This is a genomic window from Epilithonimonas sp., assembly GCF_032055105.1.
In the GTDB taxonomy this organism is placed as follows: domain Bacteria; phylum Bacteroidota; class Bacteroidia; order Flavobacteriales; family Weeksellaceae; genus Epilithonimonas.
In genome coordinates this window covers 261432-283210 of record NZ_DAMBRK010000003.1, presented here as the reverse complement: position 1 = coordinate 283210, position 21779 = coordinate 261432, and the positions used below count along the sequence as shown (strand labels likewise).

Sequence of the window (21779 nt, the reverse complement as noted above, 5' to 3'; positions counted from 1 at the left end):
AGAAATTAATCATTTCTATCTGCAAAAGTACATAAATCTTAAATATTATTAATAACTATTTAGTAGAAAAAGAAGATGTATATGTATTCTCTTGTTTGCTGTTTATGTTGCTGACTTTCAATGTTTTAATTATGTTCTGATTTGTGAATTAGGACGTCATGATTTCCTAATAAAGACAAGAAAAGCTTTCAAATGTCAAAGTTAGAGTATAATTTCGTCACAGAATAAAAACAGAATTATTTTCTTGTAAACTCAATTTGAAATTTAAAATTATACCATAAATGAAAAAGATCTTTTCAATCTTAGCAATCGCATTTGTATCTCTCAGTTTTGTTTCGTGTAGACAAGATGATGATACCATTACAGAAACAGAGTTTAACAAGAGTTCTCAAGAGAATTTAGGAAATAGAAAAGTTACAATTGTCTCTGATTCTGCAAAGGTTAGTTCTAGACCCGAAATGACTTTAGACCCACCAAAAGATCCACCAAGAGATACTTCAAGCTGGTAGTCATTTATTTAAGACATTCATTCCTTAATACCTATAAAAAACCTCGACTCATATTTTTATGAATTGAGGTTTTTGGTTTTTATGAATTTGATATTAAGTTGAAAAATAGAAAGATCCTTTTATATTTATTTTAGGAATTTTGGGTAACAGATTAGATTAAAAAAAGTTTGTCTATTTTTGCCTCAAATTAAATCCTATGAACGCTGGTCAAACCCAAACTCTCACAATCGCAGAAAAAATTTCGTCAGGTTATATCCTTAAAGATGAACTTGGTGAAAAAGCATTCATCCAGAAAGTTTTTGCAGATGAATCATGGGAAATTGGGGCAGAAGTAGACGTTTTTGTATATCAAGACGACGGTAATCTGAAAGCTACTACAGAAAAAGCCAATGCAGAAGTTGGTGAGTTCGCTGTGATGACTTGTGTTCAGAGTCTTCCAACTGGGGCTTTTATGGATTGGGGAATTATAAAAGATCTTTTTATCCCGTACAAACAGCAAAAATCCAAAATTCTAGAAGGTAAACGTTATCTGGTTTATGTTTATACTGACGAGGCAACTGGACTAACCACTGGTACTACCAAGTTCAAACGTAACCCTCAATACGAAAATCTACCTTACAGAAATGGTGATAGGGTAGATCTAATTATGATGAACGAGTCAGAGATTGGCTGGAACGTTGTAATAGATAAAAAATATATCGGATTGGTCTATGCATCTGATGTTTTCAAAAAACTATATCCCCTTTCAGACGAGTCTGGTTACATCAAAACTATCCGGGAAGATGGTAAAATAGATGTCACTCTCCAAGCTCAAGGTTTTGAAAATGTTGACGAGTTCAAACAGAAAATCATCGATAAACTGAATGATAATTACGGGCTTCTTTATCTATCTGATAAATCTTCTCCCGAAGAAATTAAAGATGAATTGCAAATGAGCAAGAAAAATTTTAAAAAAGCTATTGGTAGTTTGTATAAAGATAAAGTGATTGATATACAAGAGGATAAGGTTAAGTTGCTTTAGTAGTGGTTATTAATTTAATTCAAACAATTATCATTTTTTTTTAAAAATATTAATATTCTTCTTATTTGGAATTGTTTTTGCTAGCCAAGAGGAAATTAAATAATTAATGAAGAAAATTCTCATAAGCGGCGCTACAGGATTAGTGGGTAAAAAGCTTTCTAGAAAATTATACGAGCGTGGCTATCAAGTTGAGATTTTGGTTCGTTCAAAAAAAGAAAAATCAGATTTCAAATCTTATGTTTGGGATTATGAGAATGGCTTTTTGGAAGAAGGAGCTCTTGACAATACTTATATTTTTATTCATCTGGCAGGTGCTCCAATCAGTAATCGCTGGACAGACTCTTACAAGAGAGAAATCTACGCAAGTAGGGTAAGTTCTGCACAATTCATCTATGAAGAGATGCAGAAGCAGAATATCCATCCGGAAGCAGTTATTTCTGCATCAGCTGTTGGGTTTTATGGTCAGGTTACTTCTGAACAGAATTTTTCGGAAGATGATGCTCCAGCAGAAGATTTTTTAGGTTGTGTTTGTACAGATTGGGAGCTGAAAGCCTTACAGTTCCAAAACCTTGGAAGCAGAGTTGTAAGAGTTCGAACAGCAACAGTTTTATCAGAAAAAGGAGGAGCTTTGGAAGTTTTCAAAAAACCAATAGATTTAGGCTTGGGTTCTGCTCTTGGTACAGGTAAACAATATTTTCCTTGGATTCATATCGATGATTTGATTAACATCTATTGCAAAGCGGTTGAAGATGCTACAATGAACGGGGCTTACAATGCTTCTGCTCCAGATTTTGTAACCAACGAAACACTTATAAATAAACTTGCTTCCTATCTCAACAAAAAAATATTTTTACCAAATATTCCCCAATTTATTATCAAAAGTATTATGGGTAATATGTCGGTTTTAGCTTTGGAAGGCAGTAAGATTTCTTCCAGAAAGATTGAAAATTCGGGGTTCAAATTTAAATATGATAATCTGGATAAAGCTTTTACGGACGTTATTAGTTAAGGGGTTTTGCAAATCGCCTTTTTAATCCTTACTTTTATCAAAATTTTCCAATGAGACTTACAGAAGAAAATCAAGAAAAACTGTCCTTTTTAGAAAAAATTGCCAATGGAATTATCTGGTGGGTAGGTTCTATTCAGTCGCTTGTTTTTCATACCATTTTTTTTATAGTCAGTTTTGCTTTACCAATTTTTAATATTGTAGAATTTGAACATATGTTGCTGGTTCTTACAACTATTGTTTCTTTGGAAGCTATTTATTTGGCAATTTTTATCCAGATGTCTGTCAACAAAAGTTCCGAACATATCGAGGATTTGAAGGAAGATGTTAACGAGATCCAAGAAGATATAGATGAGATTCAGGAAGATATTGAAGAGATTCAAGAAGACGTAGAAGAAATTCAGGAAGATATTGATGAAATCCAGGAAGATGTGGAGGAAATTAATGAAGACGAAGACGATGAAGATCATGGCGAACGCGCCAGAACTGTAATGCTGAAAAGCAAAGTTTCCAACAACAAAAATGATATCAAAAACCTGAAAGATAAAATAAAAGAACTAGAAAGCTTAATTGAGAAAATTAAAAAAGAAGAAGAGTAGTTCTCTATTTTTAACAATCTCAGTCTTTTTTTCAAATGTTATTAAACCTTGTCAGTCTGAGGTTCTCGAAGACTTTAAAAAACTAAATTTCTAATTTCAGAATTTTTTCCATCTGTTTTTGATTCACAGATTCTGGGATATTTCTAAAAATAAAATCCCTGATTCTTGTGAAATTTTCCCATTGTGCAATTTTCCCGATTTTAAAACTGGTTTTCACAATATGATGAACTTTGTCTTTTCTGATTTTTTCAAATTGAGAAAAAAGTTTGTTCCAATCTTTTTCAGTTTCTAATAATTTTCCAATTACATAAGCATCTTCAACTGCTTGACAACCGCCTTGTCCCATATTAGGCGTTGTTGCGTGGGCAGAATCTCCAATCAAACAAAGGTTTTCTGCTGACCAATGATTCATAGGTTTAAGGTCGATAATGTCATTCAGAATAATATTTTCTTTGGATGTTTTAGAAATCATTTTCAAAATGTCAGGATGAAAATCTCTGAATTCGTTTAACAAATCTATGTTGTCAGAATAAAATTTTTCGTTCACCAAAGCATACCAATACAATGTGTTTTCTCTGATTTTCACAAAGCCAAAACGTTTTCCTTTGCCCCACATTTCGTAGGCATTGTGGCTGTATTTTTCCGGAATTTCAGTTTTTAGAATTCCGCGCCAACATTTTTGTCCGGCACTTCGGATTTTTCCTGATTTTAGAATTTGATTTCTAACCAAAGATTTTACACCATCAGCACCAAAAACAATTTCGCTTTCAATTTTAGTTTTATCCAGAAAAGTCAAGTGGTAATTTTCTTTCTTTTCAATCGTCTCAAGACGTTTATTGAGAATGATGTTTTCGGTAATATTTTCACTTAGGATTTTCTGCAAATCAGCTCTGTGGATTGCGATATTGCAAACGTTATATTTGTGTTCAAGTTTCAGAACATCAGTTTTGGAAATAGTTTTGAGTTTTTTATCAGTAATGATTAAAGCGTGCATTTTGGTTCCTGCATTTTCGATTTTCTCTTTGAGTCCGAGTTTATCAAAAATCTGCATTGCGTTTCCTGCCATTGCAATTCCAGCTCCGACAGGTTTAATTTCCGATGCACTTTCATAGATTTTGAAATCGATGTTTTGTTGCTTTAGAAAATTGCCCAAAGTCAGTCCGCCAATTCCGCCACCTATGATTGAGATGCTCATATTATGAACTTATTACTAAATGAAAAAGATGTTTGTGTCTTTGAAGTATATGTTGAGATTTTTTTATAAGACAATTGTCCTCTTTTATCAATACCCGCAAATTAAAATAAAAAAGCAAGACCCAAAAGTCCTGCTTTAAAATCATTTGATGAATAGAAATCTTACTTAATCTAATATTGATTTTGTGTGGACCAATGGAGTTTCCAAACCCTATTTCAAATACTTTGTAATATTTTCGCTCATTGGCGTTATTTTACTTTCAAAACTATCGAGAATGTGACCTTTTTCATCTAATAAAATTTTAGTAAAATTCCATTTAACCTCTGTGTCTTTTACGCCATTTTCTTTTTTCTGAGTCAGGAATTTATAGATTGGCGCAATGTCACCACCTTTTACAGAGATTTTCGCCGCCATCGGGAAAGTAACGCCATAATTTTTCTGGCAAAATGTTGCAATCTCGTGATTCGCTCCAGGTTCTTGTCCACCAAAATTATTAGCAGGGAAACCCACTACAACCAATTTGGTTTTGTAAGCTTCGTATAGTTTTTCCAAATCTGCATATTGAGGCGTGAATCCGCATTCGGAAGCAGTATTGACAACCAATATTTTTTTGCCTTTGAACTTAGAAAAATCAATCGTAGAACCATCCAAAGCTTCTACTTTGAAACTGTGAATCGATTTTGCCTGCGCTTTATTTTTTGAAAACCCAAAAATTGATAGCATAATGATGAATAAATATTTCATATAAAGTTATTTAAATTTTTTTTAATGATTATATTCAATCGCCAGTTGGTATAATATCTTTTGAAGATTTGTAAAACGGCGATGTCATAAAGATAATTTAAAAATCAAATTTAAAACAAGTTTGGGAAACAATGGTTAATTATCAATTATCAATTATCAATTATCAATTATCAATTATCTCAAATAAGTCCCAATTCCAAAGTTATTTTTACAAGTTCAGATATTTTGGTGCATTTCAATTTGCTGAATATATTTTTGCGATGGGTTGTGGTTGTATGATAAGATATGTTCAAATATTCGGCAATCTTTTTTGCGGTGTAACCAGTTGCTAGTAAAGATAAAATCTCTATTTCTCTCTTTGTAAGATTGATTTCTGGTTGAGGGATTTGTATGGTTTTGCTGTTGTATTGCATTTGGTGGAAGTCTGTTCGTCCTCCAATGCCAGTGACTAGAACAGTATAAGGATTAATCTTAGTGATATGTTCTATATTGGTGTGGATATTGACCGCTTGTAGCAATCTTCCATTTTCATCCTTCAAAGAATGGAGCGCTTGATGATGAAACATTTCGTAATTACCTTTTGCAGTTCTCATACGGAAGCAGTAACTAGATTTTAAATTAAGTTGATGCTCAAAGCCTATTTCTTTTATTTGTTGTAAAGTCATATTCTCGGCTTGCATCACAAATTCTAAATCATCAGGATGAATGAGGTTGATAATCTCTTTAAGATGCTGAGGCTGCTTTTTTAGTCCGTGCATGTTCAGTAGTTCTGGATGATGGTTGCTTAGAGTACTGTTTGCCATATTAATCACATAATAATAGAATGGCCCCATTGCAAACATTTCGCCAATGATTTTTTCAACTGATGGAGGATCGGTAACTGCATTGTAGTTGTTGCTTAATGCATCTGGATGAGCATTCCAGATATCTGATAGTAGATGAGGTTTTGTAGGTTTTGCAATAGATTTTTCTTTCATCGTAATAGTTTTTATAAAATTAACAATATTTCTGATAAAAAATACCTTTTTTAAGGTATTTACTTGTATTTGATGTAGTATTTATATTTGCTTAAATCTCATCACTATGAAAGCTCATTTCTCAAGAAGCCTATTCTTGGCTTTTGTTTTCTTTTCTGCATCGGTGTTTTCACAAACTTCAGAGATTGTCAAGCTTCTTAATGGTCATCTAAAGAATGACTTAGGAATCAAAACAGAGTACAACCATTTTGGCGATATCATCAAAATCGTAAAACCTTATACTTTTCTTGGCAATATATTGAAAGTTGAACTAGAATATAAAGGCGAAAACGGACATTATATAGAACAACAGGAAGCCGCATTAAATAAAATCACAGGAATAGGAAAAGATATCAATGTCATCTTGGATACAGAAGAATCCGCTGTTAAGATTAATAGAAAATACATCGGGAAAAGTAATGCCGAACCAGAGTATAACGGAGTAAACAATATGTTCTTCACAGGCATCCGTTTCCAAAAACACAACAAACACTTTGGAGAACCCCTCCAAAAAGCGTTTGAAAAAGCAGGCTACGAAATAGAACTCGGCAGTTGGTATGATTGAGTTTTAGGGTTTGAGAGTTGAGGGAGTGGGTCCAGAAAACAAGATATTGGTGCGTAATCCGCTAGCCAAGAATTTTAGAGAGAGTTTGCAGTATGTTCTCTATGAGCAAGTGCTTTGCAAAGAATCCAAAGTTGCAGGTTGCTACAAGCCCAGATATCTGTTGGTTTTTTATAAAAAGAATGGCAATATCCTAGGTCTAATGGAGATTTGTGATACTTGCGCAGGTATCTATACCAGTTCGGGATTGCAAAAACCTGTGGTTTGTCATGCACTTACCAATGCTTTAAAATTCTATCTAGACCGCTCTCATCCTAATGATCTTACAAAATGGTACCTTAATGAAGATTAATAGAAGAAAAAGATAAATAGAATGTCCAACAGCTATCGTTTCCAAGACCAAAACAAAACTGCTTCAGATTTCCCCCAAGAAGTCTGGGTAGTTTGTTAAATTATAAAACTAAAAAAAATATATAATGAAAACTTTCAAAATTTTTCTAATCCTGGCTTCAGGTCTGCTTACAGCACAAGGTAAGAATATTATTAAAACCAATCTTACCGCTTATGCTTTTCGTAATCTAAATTTGACCTACGAAAGATCCTTAAACAAAACATTTTCAATCAGTCTTGGGCTGTCTTCTATTGCAAAAGGAGATGTTCCCTTAATCAAAAAATACTTTGAAGATGATGTGGATGATGAATTCAAAAATATAGAAATGTCCTTGATGTCTTTTACTATTGAGCCGAGAATATACTTGGGTGAAAACTATAATAGCGGTTTTTATTTTGCACCCTATTATCGCTACACAAAGTTTAAAATGGATAATATGGTTTACAACTTTTCCTATGTAGACTCTAATGATATGGAGAGAGATATTACACTTGATATGGCAGGTGATATATCTGCAAATAGTTTCGGTCTTATGATGGGTGCACAATGGTACTTTGGGAAAAAGAAAAACTGGGTGCTAGATTGGTGGATTGTAGGTGGACATTATGGTTTTTCGTCAGGTAATATAAATGGTAATACAAGATCGGGCGCTAATCTTTCTCCGGAAGATCAAAAAGCAATTCTAGATGATATTAATAGTTTTGAAATTCCTATTGTAAAATATGAAGTTGAAGTTGATTCAAAAGAGGTTCGTGTTAAGATTGATGGTCCTTGGGCTGGTCTACGTTCGGGTTTATCATTTGGGTATAGATTTTAAACTATTCCTAATTTTTTCTCACCCAAAACCTGCCATTTCTCGGCAGGTTTTATTTTACCAGTTGCTAAGCAAAGCGCCCTTGCGCAACTTAAAATATCTTCAATATTGATAAAAAAACATTCTCTTAACAAAACTTTATGATTTGTAAAATAAATGCCTTTTCTTTGTCGTTCTTTTCTTTATGACAAAAATCGATGAGAGTTTATAGTAAGCTGGCAGAGAATCTCCAGTACATTTCCCCGTCTTATTACAAAAGCAGATTTTTCAAAAAACTGAAAGGTCTTACTGCTCATAATCTTTTGCAAAGAAAAGTAGAGCCAGAGTTTCTTTGGATTAAAGATGTTTTGGCAAAAGATTCTGTTTTTGTGGATATTGGAGCCAATGTTGGCGCTTATCTTTACACTTTAGAAAATCATCTGAAACCAGAAAATATCTTCGCTTTCGAACCCAACCAACAATTATTCAAAAGACTGAAACGGATATTTCCAAAAGTCAATCTGTTTTCTGTGGCGTTGTCTGATATTTCCACGACAGCAGAATTCAAAATTCCTGTCATTAATGGAGAAAAAGTTCATACAAGAGGAACTTTGCAGACTTCGATTAAAGAAAAAAATGAAGAGAAAACCATTCTTCAGAAAGTTGAAGTTAAACCTTTGGATGATTTAAATCTAAATCTTAAAAAAATCGATTTCATTAAGATTGATGTCGAAGGAAATGAGATGCAAACCCTGGGAGGTGCCAAAAAAACAATCGAAAAATACCAACCAATTCTGATGGTTGAGATGGAACAGCGCCATCACAAAGAAAATCTTTGGACTTTGATTTCAAAAATTGCAGATTGGGGCTATTCGGTCAATTATCTGGATAGAGAAACTTTGAAACCGAAAATCTTGACAGAAGAATTCCTGAATCAACAGAATCCAGATAATGTGAAGAATTACAAAGATTACATTAATAATATCATTTTTCTTCCGAAGACTTCGATAGAGTTTTAAAGAAATTATGGAAATTTAATTTTAAAAGGCTTCGAGAGCCTCAGCCTAACAAACCAACAACAATCAACTAACAACCAATCTATGAGCGTCGTAGCAAGACAAGGTGTAAAATATTCGATAATCGGTTATCTTGGCTTTTTGCTGGGAACATTTTCTTCTATATTTATTTTTCCTTATGATATGGAGTTTTACGGAAAGCTCCGTTACATCTTGCCGACGGCCGAGATTATGGTGCCGATTGTAGTTTTCGGGCTCAGTTTTTCCAATGTCAAATTCTTCAGTAGAGTCAATGCAGATGGGAAACATCATAATATGTTGAGTCTTTCTTTACTGGCAGTTGTCATTAATTTTTTGATTTTCGTAGGCGCATATTTTTTGATTAATTTCCTATTCCCACAATTGCAGACTTCCAAACTATGGGAAATGAAACTCCTGATTTTGCCAATGGTTTTGGTTTTGGCTTTGTCATCGATTTTCAATAAGTTTTTGACCAATTATAAAAGAATCGTAGTTCCTAATATCTTCGAAAATTTCGTTCCTAAAATAGCCAATATTGGCGCATTCTGTCTGTTTTTCTTTTTGGGTTTTGCGGATAAAATGGCTTATGGATTTTTCTTTTTGATGTTTGTGATTTCGCTTGTTGGTTACGGCTATTACACAAACAGACTAGAGAAAATCAAACCAGATTTTGGTCTGGATTATTTCAAAAAAGATAACTTTTATCGTGAGATTTTCACTTACAGTTTATTCGGTTTTTTAGGAAATATCGGAAATTATATTGCGATTAATATTGACAACCTGATGATTGGCGAATTCATCAATTTCCACGAAAATGGGATTTATAGTAACATCTACGCCATTATTTCCTTGATAACAGTTCCTCAAATGGGGCTTTTCAATATTTCTGCTCCAATTATTAATAAAGAATTAGCTTCCGGAAGTCACAAAGAATTAGACAGATTTCATAAGAAAACATCGCTCAGTTTGTTCTTTCTCGGTTTGGTTTTGTTCTGTTGTATCGTTGTAGGATTTCCTTATTTGGCGGACTTTATGAAGAATGGAGAAGATTTGCGTTCTTCAGAACCTGTGGTTTGGGTTCTGGGATTTGCAATGTTGTTCGATTTGGCAACAGGTTTCAACGGACACATTATTTCGCTTTCCAAATATTACAAATTCAATATTGTGGTGATGTTGATTTTGGCAGTTTTGACAATCACAACCAATATGATTTTCCTGAAATATACAGATTTGGGAATCTTAGGAATTGCGATTGCTTATGCTATTTCTTTGTCTTTATTTAATCTCATCAAAATCATTTTCAATTATATCAAATTCAAGGTTTTTCCTTTGGGGATAGAGATGATTTACGCCATGATTTTGGGTTGTATTTCTATCAATGTTGCAATGTTTCTTCCAGATTTCAAACTCAATATCCTTAATCTATTCTACAAACCAGCGGTAGTTTTGGGGTTGCTTTTCATTGGGAATTATTTCCTGAAAATCTATCCGTTGGACAAGTATCTTAACAAGGCTTTTATCAAGAGTTTGTTCAAATTTTAAAGTTATATAAACAATTTAGTCACTTAAGATTAAACGAGACTAATATGATTCTAAGTTTACTGTAATTCAAAAATCGAAGATTTTCAAAACTAAGGTGTTCTTATGTGACTTTTGTGGTTTTAATTTTCCTTAAGTTTATCAATAGTTCAAATAAGGATAATGGTTTCAAAAGTTAGCTTTTTTGCTCTTTGAAAGATTTTCTTTTTTGATTTTTCTTATGTGACTTTGTGGTTTAAATTTTCCTTAAGATTATCAAAAGTTCAAATAAGGATAATGGCTTCAAAAGTTAGCTTTTTTGTTCTTTGAAAGATTTTTTTTTTGATTTTTCTTATGTGACTTTTGTGGTTTTAATTTTCCTTAAGATTATCAAAAGTTCAAATTAGGTTAATGGCTTCAAAAGTTAGCTTTTTTGCTCTTTGAAAGATTTTTTTTTTGATTTTTCTTATATGACTTTTTGGTTTTATATTTTTTAAAACAGGCTCTAAATTCTAATAATATCTCGGGGAAATAAGAATCTCTTGTTTCTCACCATTTTTATTAGAAATTCTAGTCTGTTTCAGGCAAGTTCCTATCTCGTCTTTTTCTATGCAATTAATTGACAATTCATCAATCGTTTTGTTGTCTTTTCCTGTAATCACAATCTTAGAAAGTTCATTATCAGAATAATGAAATTGTCTCGTATTGAAAGTCTCAAAGTTATCTGCGATTTTATCAATACTGCCATTTTTGTTGTAATGATAGATGCTTTCGTTCTGTTTATATTGCTTCTTGGTGTAACAGCTGATGCGTTCGCGCTGATTGGGTTTCCATCGTGTTTTGCAGTAATAAGAATCTTTGTCGGGATATCGTTCTACCGTAAACCACAATTTCTTTTCCGTTTCCTGCAAAAGTTTTCCATTAGAATCAAACGTTTTCGAATATTTGATACGACCATTCTTAGTAAAAGTCATTTCCTTTTTATGGAGAAGCTTTTTCTGGTTGTTGGACGTGTCGTAAACCTCTTCAGTTGCAGATTTTAGACCATCGGGTAGGAGGTTGGCTTTCGTGTACTTTTTTGTAGCACAAGATGCTAATAATAAAAATGTAAATGCAAAATACAAAACTCTCATAAGTATGATTTGCAAAAATTGGAGCAAATTTCTTTCCAATGCATCAAAATATTGGTTTTTTTATAACTAGTTTGTATTAATTTTAAGTATGAAAAACAAACAACCTCTCTTAAATTGTTTTAAAAGAGGTCATTTATTTTTAGTTTTTTCAGAAAAAGGGAGTTATGCAACGATTACCGATGTTAACTGTAGTTTTTTATTAATTTTCTTGAACTATCTGATGCAATGATTAATCCTCCAGCCAACATAATAATATCTTTCAATACTAATCGACCTGCTCCCGAAAGATATGGAAAACCAAATTGCGGAGTTGGAAAATCGCCTCCTAAGTTTGGAACATAAACTTCTGGAGTTGTTATAAGAAAGGACAGTGTTACTAAAGACATTCCAAAAGTTAATAAACCACCTATCAACCCAATTTTAGGAAACCAAATGCCTAAAAGAACAAGTAACCCAATTACACAAATTACAGTTCCTAATCCGTAAGAAAACAGGTAGGTTCCATTTTCTTTATGCCAATCTATATTCTTTTGCACAACTTTACCTTCTGGGTTTTTGTGTAAAGTATACTCAGCTACTTTTTCCCCCTTTTCGTTTAAAGTAACATTGCCTGAATTATTGTAAAAAAAGTTCATCAATGGACTATTCGTCACAAAAGGAACTATACCATCTGCTTCATATTGATAAACTTTTAACCCACCTATCCATGCCATAACAATGAAAATTGAGATGCGGATAAGGTTGATGAAATTTGATTGTTGTGAAGCTAAAAATAACGCTAGACTTTTCATTTTCTAAATTTTAAACTATTATTAAAGATTTTAGCAAATGTAAAAGCCTTTGGATGCAATTAGAATAGACAAATAAGGTAAATACATAGACTATTTAGCCACTATTGAAATTCCAACATTTTTACGATACAAACTTGGCGAAACACCTACAATTTTCTTGAAATATCTACTAAAATAGAATTCGTCTTCAAAATTCAATTCCTGTGCTATTTCTTTTATTGATTTATAAGTAAGATGAAGCAATTTTTTAGCTTCTAAAATAACACGTTCTTGAATAAGTTGCGAAGGGGTTTTTGAAAATTGCTTTTTGATTTTTTTACTAAAGGCATCTGTTGAAAGATAAAATGATGAAGCGTAAAATGCTACACTTCTTTCAGTTTTATAATGTTTTTCTAATAAACCTTGAAAAAGCACAAGATCTTCATTTGGAATTTCGTTAGGCTTTATGTTTGTAAGATATTTTGATTTTTCTTTACTGGAAATGGATAAGATTAATTGTAAATAGGATTTTATTATAGAATTTGTAAAAGGGCTTTCTATTTCATTTCTTGATTCTTTTTTCATTTTATCAATAATATCACATATTTCATCGAAATAAACTTTATCTATTTTGAAAAAAGGTTTTTCGTAAATGTTATTAAATAAAATACCATTGCATGAAATCAAGTTTTTATGATATTCTATGCAATAATAATCACCATGAAATTGTATCAGTTGTAATTCTGTTTTATTAGTGTCTAACCATTTAAATTGTTGATAAGGAGTTAGAAATAATATTGTATAACCAGTGAACTCATAATGAGTTAGATTTATTTCAAACTTACCACAACCATTAAATACTAAAATTTGGTAAAAAGGCTTGCTTACACTTTTCAAAAAATAGTCGCTATTAGTATTTTGTATGGAGATTTGATTCAAGCCTGATATTCTTTAAAAATTACAGCTAACGGAAAAAGGCTTTGCGAAGTGTGGGCGAAAGAAGAACTGAAAGTTCAATTTCGACAAATGTAAGCCGATATTTTTTCCATGAAACTAACTTACAAAAAATTAGTGAAATGGAAAAATAGCGGCGCAAAGAAGTAGAGTAGTTCAATCCAGACTTTAACCCCGCATTTCGCCAATACAATGCCCTTGTTGCACAACTCAAATATACGCAAAAAGCCTTTTCTCTCAGCCTATTATTTCGTGAATTTAAACATACAAATGCACAAGAATCTGAAGAAATACCTCAAGTTCCCAACGCGCAAAATCAAGATTCACTCCCAAATTTTAGAATTTCCAAAAGGGAATCTTTTGCTTTTTCCAAATCTTCCTTATACGACCACCATAATCTTAAATTAAGCCCCCCCCCCCCGAAATTCCAAAATTATAACTCAAACAAAAACAAATAACCTCTCTTAAATCGCTTTAAAAGAGGTCTTCTATTTTTAGTTTTTTTCAGAAAAAGAGGGTTGTGCAGCGGTTACCAATGTTAGCAGTTCGGGCATTTTTTTATATTGTTGTCAGTCCACATTTTATTAAATACTCAAACGTTGTATCATAAAACTCTTTTGGTCTTGTTGCATCAGTATCGTCAACATTAGGAACATAGATTATCATCCCTTGTCTTGCTCTTGTTAGCAAAACACGATAAGAATTTATAAGATAGCTTTTAGCAGAATCTTGATTGATGTTTTGCCATTTTGAACCTTTAAAATTCTGGTAATTCCATTCTCTTCCGTTGTGATACAAATTGATGTCCCAAGCAACACAAGTAAAGTCAATTTCTAAGCCTTGAATATCAAATTCGGTTGCAATGTCTTCTAAATAATATGAAGACCGAACGTCATCATTTCCGTTTAGAAACCAATTTGCAGGTTCAATTTCATTTTTTACGTCAATTCCGTCTGCACGCAACCTGCGTCCGCCAGAACTTGCAACAACTCCAATTCGTTCAGTTCCTTTCGCATTTTCTTTCAGCCATTTTTTTGCGTTGTTCAAGTTTCGTGTTAAGAAAATAGGATAATTGTTTTTGATTGAATTAAAAACATCTTTTGCTTTCTCACTTTCGTTTTCTAGAATATTTTGAATTAGCAAAGCAACTTTTTCGCTTCTAAAAGAACGAATGGAAACAGCCAAGTGCAAATCTGTTTCTTTATTTCCATTTGCTTGTAGCCAATTTAAAAGTGTTTCATTGTTCAAGTATGTTGACTTTTCACTTAGAATTTTATCTGAATAATAAACATTCCAATCTGAATATTTCTGTTTTAATGATTCTATCCATTCGGAAACACCGGCTTCGCCTGTGTTGATTTCTTGTCCGCCACCAATTAGGCAGACAATCGTACACCAATCTTCGTGGCGATTCATTACGCTAATCAAATATTCTGGTTCGGACATTTCAAAGTCTTCAATCCCTTTTTTGGTTTTCATAAACTTTGAAACTTGTTCTTTTTGCCAAGCCCTTTGGGCCTCGTCAAAAACGACAACTTTTTCTATTGGAGGTTTTTCTGTTTTTAAGTTGTCGTCTCGGAAATGGTGGATGTTTTGAATAAATGCTTTTGCTTCACGTTCTGCGTCTGTACGTTTTAGTTTTTCACCATTTTCTTTTGCAGTTGCAACAGAGTCGCGAGTCAAAGCTTCTCTTAGCACGTCAACTAAAGGACCATTTCCTGAAAGGAAAACAGAATGTTCAGATTCATCTGCTTTAAGTCGCTCGTTCGCAATGTTCAAACCGGCAAGCGTTTTTCCTGCGCCAGGAACACCAGTAAGAAAACAAATTGATTTCTGTTTTTTTGCTTTTGCAGTTTCAATAATTTCGTTGATTGCTTTTGCTGTTCGGGAAAGATTTATTGCTCCCGAGTCACTTCGTGAAATTTCTTGAACGTTATGTCCTTTATACAATGCTTGCGCAGCTTCAATAATTGTTGGTGTTGGTTTGTATGTACTATTTTCCCATTCAGAAACATTTATGTTTTGTGTCACTGTTTGAGTTCTTAAAATGTTTTTTAAAGTGCTTTCGAAGTTGTCTCCATTGCAAAGAATACAATTGTCTAGTTGAATTGCTTGTTGAATGTCATTTGTTTCGTTTGGTGCTTTAGTTGCAACCAAAATTGGAATAATTGTCTTATCGTGGCTGCCTTCGTGAAAATTCAATAAGTCAAGGCAATAATCTATTGTTTGGTAATATGCGTCTTTCGTATAATGATTGTCACCAATCTTAAATTCAATAACAAAAATGAAATTGTTAGTAATTAAAATATTGTCTACTCGTTTTCCCATTCGTGGAATGGAAAATTCAAAGTAAATGTTTCCTTGAATGTCTTTGAGCTAAGTTTTTAAGAAGTCAATTTGTTTGACCAAGCATTTTTTTGTTGGTCTTCAAGGTCGTGTTGGTGATTCTTTGCAAGCTGTCCGAAAATTGAATTTGCGTCTTCTGCTAAAAATATGTCTGTCGTGTTTTGGTAATAGCTTCTCTTCATTTTCGGTTTTAAATTCTTTCTCGGATTTATCTTTGCCTGACTGTTAACGGTTTTCGGCTTTGCGATGGTGGGTCAAACGAAGCAGAAACCTTGCTAAAATTACAAATTTCTCTGAGAAAACGAGTAGTTCTACTAAAAACATTCTGCCCGTTTTTGCAAAACCGTTGTCCTTGTTGCACAACTCAAATATATTTTCTCTCAGCCTATTATTTCGTGAATTTAAACATGCAAATGCACAAGAATCTGAAGAAATACCTCAAGTTCCCAACGCGCAAAATCAAAATTCAATCCCAAATTTTAAAACTTCCAAAAGGGAATCTTTTGCTTTTTCCCAAACCACCAAAATCGCCACAAAAAAAGAGACTCTTCTCGAAGCCTCTTGTATCTCTAAAAATCTTTTGTCGATAAACCCATAATATCTGAAAAGCCCAGCAAAAAGCTCCCGAAGCTTCCGTTCAACAGGGTTTTCATTGTTCGTGCTTCGCACGCAACGAAAACTTAGCTATTGTACGACGTTTTTATATAAATGCAGTTGCGCCAACCAATTCAATTTTTTCTAAAATGGTTTTATTAATAGGGATTTCTATATTTCCACAACTCTCAATTCTAATTTTCCTTAGCTTTTTTAGTTTTGATAACTCATTAATATCATTTATGTTTTTTGCATTGGCAATAATTAATTCTTCTAAGTTTTCACATGCAGAAATACCATCTAGCTTGCTTAATTTAGGGCAAAGAACAATGCACAATTTCTTTAAATTTGTAAGTTCGTTAATTCCATTTAAGGATTTTATTTGTGATTGAAAAATCCCTAAACTTTCAATTTTGTTCAATTTTGATAAATAAGTTAAATCCTTTTTCTTGAATTTGCCTATGGTTAAATACCTTAATGTTCTGACATTGTCTAGGTTTTCTTCCTTTAGTCTCCAATCAAATGAAAGTTTTTCAAGCTTAGGAAAGTTTGAGAAATCAATTTTCTGATTATCGTTAGCCAAAACATCAATGCTTAATGTATGTAAGTTTTGTAAACTATTGATAATTTGATAATCAATGTATTCGTAGACTGAGATATATAATTTTTCAATTTGCGGATAATCTATTAGGAAATTTATGTCCTTTAATTTATAATTGCCAATACGAGCAGAAATCAAGAAATTATCGAGTTTATTAACCTTAGCAAATCTTAAATTTTCTTCAATAAAGTCAGAATCTATCATAAGAAATTTAGAATTGTCAATTTGCTTTATTTCATTCATCTTTTTGCAGGAGATTGGTTAAAATGTCGTACAACGGGCCGCGTATTGGCGATAGTGGCGGATTAGAAAGCCTAAACTTTCAATCTTGCACTAAGCTAAGCAACAGCCTTTTATTATTTTCTAAATTTATGAAAAAAGGAAATATAAAAGGCTGTTGCGACAAAAAAAGGAGAAACTTTCAATTTCTCCCTTAAACCGCCATTTCGCCAATGCGATGTTATCTGCTGGCTTTATTTAATCCATTTTTTGTCCAAATTATGACAATACCATTTTTTGCATTTTGTCCAAACATTTCAGAAGACTGCGTTTCTTTTTTAATTGATATGTCTGCAATTTCTTGAATTTTGAGACTTGATAATTTCTTCTTTATTTCAGTGTGAAAGATTTTCTGGTTATCAATAAATAAAATTGGATCTTTTGCGTCTAAATGAATATGTTGTGAAGAACTTATATAATTATCACTAAATAATTTATTTAATTCATTTAGTTTTTCTTTGATGTAATTTTTAGGTTGTAAAATTGCATACTTTATAACAACAATATCTTTATCACCAATTCCTATTTGACCGCTATTTTTGATATATGTAAAGTCGGTTAATATTTGTTGGTTTATTGACTTTAATTTATCATTTAATTTTAGACTATCATTTTGACTATATGGTAGCCCATTAATTACAAAAACTGCATTTTCATTAAGTTTAAACTTATCAATAATAGTTTCTCGATTAAATATTTCTCGAGCTCTTACTTCGGCAACAGTTTCAACTTGCGCAAAAATTGTTTGAGAAAAGAATATCCCAAATATGATATGAAAAATGTAATTCATTTGTGCGTAATGTTTGGTAAGCTTGCAGATAACACCCAAATATACGAAAGTTTTGTAATATTCTAAAAAAAATAAAATGCTATTTTTCAGTGTATTACATTTTTATTATATTTAAATAGCCAGAATACGCAATACGTAGAATATTAAAAATACGCAACTCAAAAATGGAAAACTCATTCCTTGATTTTGACAAAGCACACTTCCATGCAGAGCCCAATCTTCATCGAGAAAAAAATGTAATCTGGATCAGATTTTAGAAAAATAAACAACTCAGATCTACACATTCACCGTCCGTTCACCGTCTAGACTATCATTTTCATCGTATAAAACACCACTTTCACCGTCCGTTCATCGTCTAGACTATCATTTTCAGCGTATAAAACACCACTTTCACCGTCCAATCACCGTCTGTTCACCGTCCATTCATCGTCCATTCATCGTCCAATCACCGTCCAATCATCGTCCAATCACCGTCCATTCACCTTCTACTAGCCGTTCACCAACCATCCAAGCCGCTTATTCGAAAAAAACTCAAAATCTTTCGCAAATAATTTTCAATATACTTTACCTCAAATAATAACTTTTCCCTATTTTCGTTGAAAAAGGAACAAACTTTGATGCAGCTCTCGCTTCGACAATTATTATAACAATATAAATTAAAAAGTGCGGTTAATGATTTAAGCATATATTTTTGAATCTTACAAACAATTAACTTTCGCCCCTTGCTGAGCTATGCGCCTTTGCGAACCTTAAAAATGTTTTCAATAAGATTAAATAAAAACTTGGCGCTCTTTGCGTTAAAATGATATAATTAATTATTTTTAAATATCTAAATTATAAGTCTAAGGCTTCAAAAGACAAAAACAACTGTCAGTCTGAGGCGGAGTTTATACTGAGCCAGACGAACAGAAGACAAACAAAAAAATTTAATTCAATTAAGAATGAATTCAAAAAAGATATTAATAGCTTCTGTATTATCGCTTTATGGGATTGCAGAGGCGCAACAATCTCAATATTTTACTCAAAAAGAAGACTACCATTTTGGTTTGGCAGAGAATCTCTACAATACCAAAGTCTACAATGCTTCCCATTACGAGTATTCCAACCAATATTTTTATAACAAAAGTCTTAGCAATTCCAGAAAAGAAGCGTCATTATTTTTCAGCAATGTGATTGGGGTGATTTTGCAGCAACAATATGCGGAAGAAGGCCTGAATGCTTTTATGAAAGAGTATCCAAAGTCGGCTTATTTTGCCCAGGCAAACGGTCCGTTGGCAGATTATTATTTAGCTAAAAAGGATTTTGAAAAAGCATTGGAAACTTTGCAGAACGTCAATCAATACCAATTGAGCAAAGAGGAAAATACACAGCATATTATGAAATTGGGTTACGCTAAGTTTATGACTGGAGATTCTGCCGGAGCGATCGAGGCGTTGGAAGAATCTTTCAAGAATGCAGACGATAACAGCAAACCTGCAATTTCATATATGTTAGGTCATCTTTATTACGCCGACAAGCAGAATGAAAATGCCTTTGTTTACTTCGACCAAATCAAGAATAATGAGGATTACGCACATCTGGTGAAACCTTATTATGTGCAGATGTATTACAATCAGAAGAATTATGATTTAGCAATCTCGGAAGGAAATGAAATTCTGAACAATGGAAAAACAACTGCGTACGACTCAGAAATTCACAAGATTGTAGGAGAGAGCTACTTTATGAAAGGCGATTATCAGTCGGCTTATCCGCATCTGAAATTATTCCTTGACAAAGAGCAAACGCCGTCAGAAACCGACCTTTATGAAATGGGATTTGTGTCTTCCCAAGTGGGGAAAAATGCCGAAGCGGTTGGTTATTACAATCAATTGATTAATAGCAATTCTCCGCTGGCGCAAAATGCCTATTTTCAGCTTGGGAATGCTTATTTGCAAAACAATCAAAAACAAGAAGCGCTTTCGGCTTATCGTAATGCGTCTCAGATGAATTATGATGCGAAAGTTCAGCAGTTGGCTTTGGAACAATACGCGAAATTGGGTTACGAATTAGGAAACCCATTCGAGAATTCTTCAAAAGTGATTCAAAGATATTTGGATAAATATCCTAATTCTAAAACTCAGGAAATGAGGTCGCTTTTGGTGAAGTCTTACTTATATTCCGGAGATTACAAAGCCACTTTGGATGCCCTTTCAAGATTGGATAAGAAAACCAATGAGACCAATAAGATAGAGCAGGAGGTTTCCTATCTTTTAGGTTCCGAGGAATTTAACAAAGGAAACCTTAACCAAGCTGAATCCTATTTCCTGAGAAGTCTTAAATTCAATTTAAACAAAGATTATTACAAGAAAGCCAAATATTGGTTAGGGCAAACTTACTATCAAAAAGGCGATTATAAATCTGCAATTGCGGTTTATAAAGAATTGGAAAATGAAACGGCAGAAGGTTTCCCGGAGCGCGAGCAGTTGGATTATGATCTGGGTTACGCCTATTTCAAGTCCAAGGATTTTGCTTCTGCTCAGGAATATTTTAAGGAATACTTGAGATTCCCGAAACAGGAGTTCAAAGCGGATGCAGAACTGCGTTTGGCGGATACGTATTATGCCAACAATCAGTTGAATGAAGCGCTTGATATTTATAACAAAACTGAAAATGCCAGCGATTATACATTATACCAAAAAGCATTGGCTTTAGGTTTCAAAGGTGATACAGTAGCGAAGATTTCGGAATTGAAAACTTTGATTTCAAAATATCCTAATTCCGAATATGTGGATGACGCGAGTTATGAGATTGGCTCTGCTTATGCTCAGAATGATGATTTTAGTAATTCTAATGCTTACTTTGATAAAGTCATTAAATCAAGTCCAGATAAAGACTTGGTAGCGAATTCTCAGATTTACAGAGCTCAGAATTTGATTGATTTGAATCAGAATGATAATGCTATTGCGGAATTCAAACAATTGGCAAATCAATATAAAAATACAGCTTATGCAGACAAAATTGTTGCGGCTGCAAAACCTGCTTTTGTGAAAAACGGCGATGTTGCAGGCTACGAACAATTTGCAAAAGGCCTTGATGTTAATGTTTCAGGAACAGAAATCAGCGAAATCAATCTGAATTTGGCTCAAGACAGTTTCTCGAAAAAAGATTACACAAAAGCGGTTTCTTACTACGAAAAATATCTTGACCAAAGTCCAGCTGGAGACAATCTTTTCAAAGCGCAATATGAATTGGGAGAAAGTTATTACCAATTGAAACAAACGGATAAAGCTTTATTGCCTTTACAAAACGTAGCTGACTTCCAAAACGATTATCAGCAGGAAGCTCAGGTAAGATTGGCTCAGATTTATTTAGCTCAAGATAAAGTGGCTGATGCTAAAAAATACCTAGAGCAAAACGCCAATTCTACCAACGTTACGATTAAAAACTTCGCTTCCGTTGAATTGATGAAAATCTATGCAGACGAAAAGAACTTCGCCGAAGCTGAAAAGTACGCCAATACTGTAATCTCAAATACCAAAAACTCAGCAGCAACTTTAGAACAGGCAAAAGTCATCAAAGCTAGAAGTCTGATGCAGCAAGGCAAAGACAAAGATGCACAAACAGCTTATAGCGCTCTTGAAAAGTCTTCTAATACAGAAGTTGCAGCAGAAGCACTTTACGCAAAAGCCTTCTATCAAAACAAAGGAAAAGCTTTTAAGTCTTCTAATGAAACCATCTTCAAATTGGCAAACAATTATGCATCAGAAGAATATTGGGGTGCAAAAGCTTTGGTTGTAATGGCGAAAAATTACTTAGCTCTCAAAGATAATTACCAGGCAAGTTATACGGTTGACGAAATCATCAATAACTACGGCGATTTCCCAGAGATTGTTGCAGAAGCAAAAGAAGTAAAAGCGCAGATCAAAAAGTAGTTTTAATGCA

Annotated in this window: 20 protein-coding genes; 10 read left to right on the top strand and 10 right to left on the bottom strand. The window is 33.2% G+C overall.

All coding sequences use genetic code 11. The annotated features are described in order from the left end of the window. The first annotated feature begins 281 nt into the window (after nucleotides 1–281). The 4 genes from RTY06_RS04105 (at nucleotide 282) to RTY06_RS04090 (ending at nucleotide 3135) form a co-directional block, all read left to right on the top strand. Nucleotides 282–509 carry a hypothetical protein gene (locus RTY06_RS04105; RefSeq protein ID WP_312823016.1) on the top strand — a complete coding sequence of 76 codons (228 nt, stop codon included), beginning with the start codon at nucleotides 282–284 and terminating at the stop codon, nucleotides 507–509. Between the two features lie 196 nt (nucleotides 510–705). Continuing rightward, nucleotides 706–1530, top strand: a complete 825-nt coding sequence (locus RTY06_RS04100; RefSeq protein WP_312823014.1) for a S1-like domain-containing RNA-binding protein — start codon at nucleotides 706–708, stop codon at nucleotides 1528–1530. 106 nt (nucleotides 1531–1636) lie between these two features. Beyond that, complete coding sequence (locus RTY06_RS04095) at nucleotides 1637–2539, top strand: TIGR01777 family oxidoreductase (RefSeq protein WP_312823012.1); 903 nt, start codon at nucleotides 1637–1639, stop codon at nucleotides 2537–2539. 50 nt (nucleotides 2540–2589) lie between these two features. After that, nucleotides 2590–3135 carry a DUF1003 domain-containing protein gene (locus RTY06_RS04090; protein WP_312823011.1) on the top strand — a complete coding sequence of 182 codons (546 nt, stop codon included), beginning with the start codon at nucleotides 2590–2592 and terminating at the stop codon, nucleotides 3133–3135. Nucleotides 3136–3217: 82 nt separating this feature from the next. Here the strand turns inward: RTY06_RS04090 and RTY06_RS04085 are convergent, their stop codons facing one another. From RTY06_RS04085 to RTY06_RS04075, 3 genes are all read right to left on the bottom strand, one after another. Further along, on the bottom strand, nucleotides 3218–4330 hold the full coding sequence (locus RTY06_RS04085; protein ID WP_312823009.1) for an FAD-dependent monooxygenase: 1113 nt from the start codon (nucleotides 4328–4330) through the stop codon (nucleotides 3218–3220). A gap of 210 nt (nucleotides 4331–4540) precedes the next feature. After that, nucleotides 4541–5074 (bottom strand): glutathione peroxidase, encoded by a 534-nt coding sequence (locus tag RTY06_RS04080; RefSeq protein ID WP_312823007.1) that lies wholly within the window; start codon nucleotides 5072–5074, stop codon nucleotides 4541–4543. Between the two features lie 179 nt (nucleotides 5075–5253). Beyond that, a complete protein-coding gene (locus RTY06_RS04075; RefSeq protein WP_312823005.1) occupies nucleotides 5254–6051 on the bottom strand; it encodes a LuxR C-terminal-related transcriptional regulator in 798 nt (265 codons plus the stop codon). A 106-nt stretch (nucleotides 6052–6157) separates the two neighbouring features. Here RTY06_RS04075 and RTY06_RS04070 point away from each other — a divergent pair, with 106 nt between their 5' ends. From RTY06_RS04070 to RTY06_RS04050, 5 genes are all read left to right on the top strand, one after another. Then, complete coding sequence (locus RTY06_RS04070; RefSeq protein ID WP_312823004.1) at nucleotides 6158–6655, top strand: hypothetical protein; 498 nt, start codon at nucleotides 6158–6160, stop codon at nucleotides 6653–6655. 25 nt (nucleotides 6656–6680) lie between these two features. Further along, a complete protein-coding gene (locus RTY06_RS04065; RefSeq protein WP_312823002.1) occupies nucleotides 6681–7004 on the top strand; it encodes a hypothetical protein in 324 nt (107 codons plus the stop codon). Between the two features lie 124 nt (nucleotides 7005–7128). After that, nucleotides 7129–7860 (top strand): DUF3575 domain-containing protein, encoded by a 732-nt coding sequence (locus RTY06_RS04060; RefSeq protein WP_312823001.1) that lies wholly within the window; start codon nucleotides 7129–7131, stop codon nucleotides 7858–7860. Nucleotides 7861–8054: 194 nt separating this feature from the next. Then, complete coding sequence (locus RTY06_RS04055; protein WP_312823000.1) at nucleotides 8055–8855, top strand: FkbM family methyltransferase; 801 nt, start codon at nucleotides 8055–8057, stop codon at nucleotides 8853–8855. Between the two features lie 81 nt (nucleotides 8856–8936). After that, nucleotides 8937–10415, top strand: coding sequence for a lipopolysaccharide biosynthesis protein (locus RTY06_RS04050; RefSeq protein WP_312822999.1), 1479 nt, complete (start codon nucleotides 8937–8939; stop codon nucleotides 10413–10415). Nucleotides 10416–10903: 488 nt separating this feature from the next. On the opposite strand, the gene RTY06_RS04045 is transcribed toward RTY06_RS04050, so the two are convergent. The 7 genes from RTY06_RS04045 to RTY06_RS04015 all read right to left on the bottom strand — a co-directional run bounded on the left by RTY06_RS04045 (nucleotide 10904) and on the right by RTY06_RS04015 (nucleotide 17858). Beyond that, complete coding sequence (locus RTY06_RS04045; protein WP_312822998.1) at nucleotides 10904–11524, bottom strand: hypothetical protein; 621 nt, start codon at nucleotides 11522–11524, stop codon at nucleotides 10904–10906. A gap of 182 nt (nucleotides 11525–11706) precedes the next feature. Further along, nucleotides 11707–12315, bottom strand: coding sequence for a DUF417 family protein (locus RTY06_RS04040; RefSeq protein WP_312822997.1), 609 nt, complete (start codon nucleotides 12313–12315; stop codon nucleotides 11707–11709). A gap of 90 nt (nucleotides 12316–12405) precedes the next feature. Then, nucleotides 12406–13233, bottom strand: a complete 828-nt coding sequence (locus RTY06_RS04035) for an AraC family transcriptional regulator (RefSeq protein WP_312822996.1) — start codon at nucleotides 13231–13233, stop codon at nucleotides 12406–12408. Nucleotides 13234–13806: 573 nt separating this feature from the next. Further along, a complete protein-coding gene (locus RTY06_RS04030; RefSeq protein ID WP_312822995.1) occupies nucleotides 13807–15576 on the bottom strand; it encodes a DUF2075 domain-containing protein in 1770 nt (589 codons plus the stop codon). Between the two features lie 56 nt (nucleotides 15577–15632). Further along, nucleotides 15633–15776, bottom strand: coding sequence for a hypothetical protein (locus tag RTY06_RS04025; protein WP_312822993.1), 144 nt, complete (start codon nucleotides 15774–15776; stop codon nucleotides 15633–15635). A 518-nt stretch (nucleotides 15777–16294) separates the two neighbouring features. Further along, nucleotides 16295–17032, bottom strand: a complete 738-nt coding sequence (locus tag RTY06_RS04020) for a hypothetical protein (protein WP_312822991.1) — start codon at nucleotides 17030–17032, stop codon at nucleotides 16295–16297. A gap of 217 nt (nucleotides 17033–17249) precedes the next feature. Then, a complete protein-coding gene (locus tag RTY06_RS04015) occupies nucleotides 17250–17858 on the bottom strand; it encodes a hypothetical protein (protein ID WP_312822990.1) in 609 nt (202 codons plus the stop codon). Nucleotides 17859–18799: 941 nt separating this feature from the next. On the opposite strand from RTY06_RS04015, the gene RTY06_RS04010 reads away from it, so the two are divergent. Then, on the top strand, nucleotides 18800–21769 hold the full coding sequence (locus RTY06_RS04010; RefSeq protein ID WP_312822988.1) for a tetratricopeptide repeat protein: 2970 nt from the start codon (nucleotides 18800–18802) through the stop codon (nucleotides 21767–21769). Nucleotides 21770–21779 lie beyond the last annotated feature (10 nt).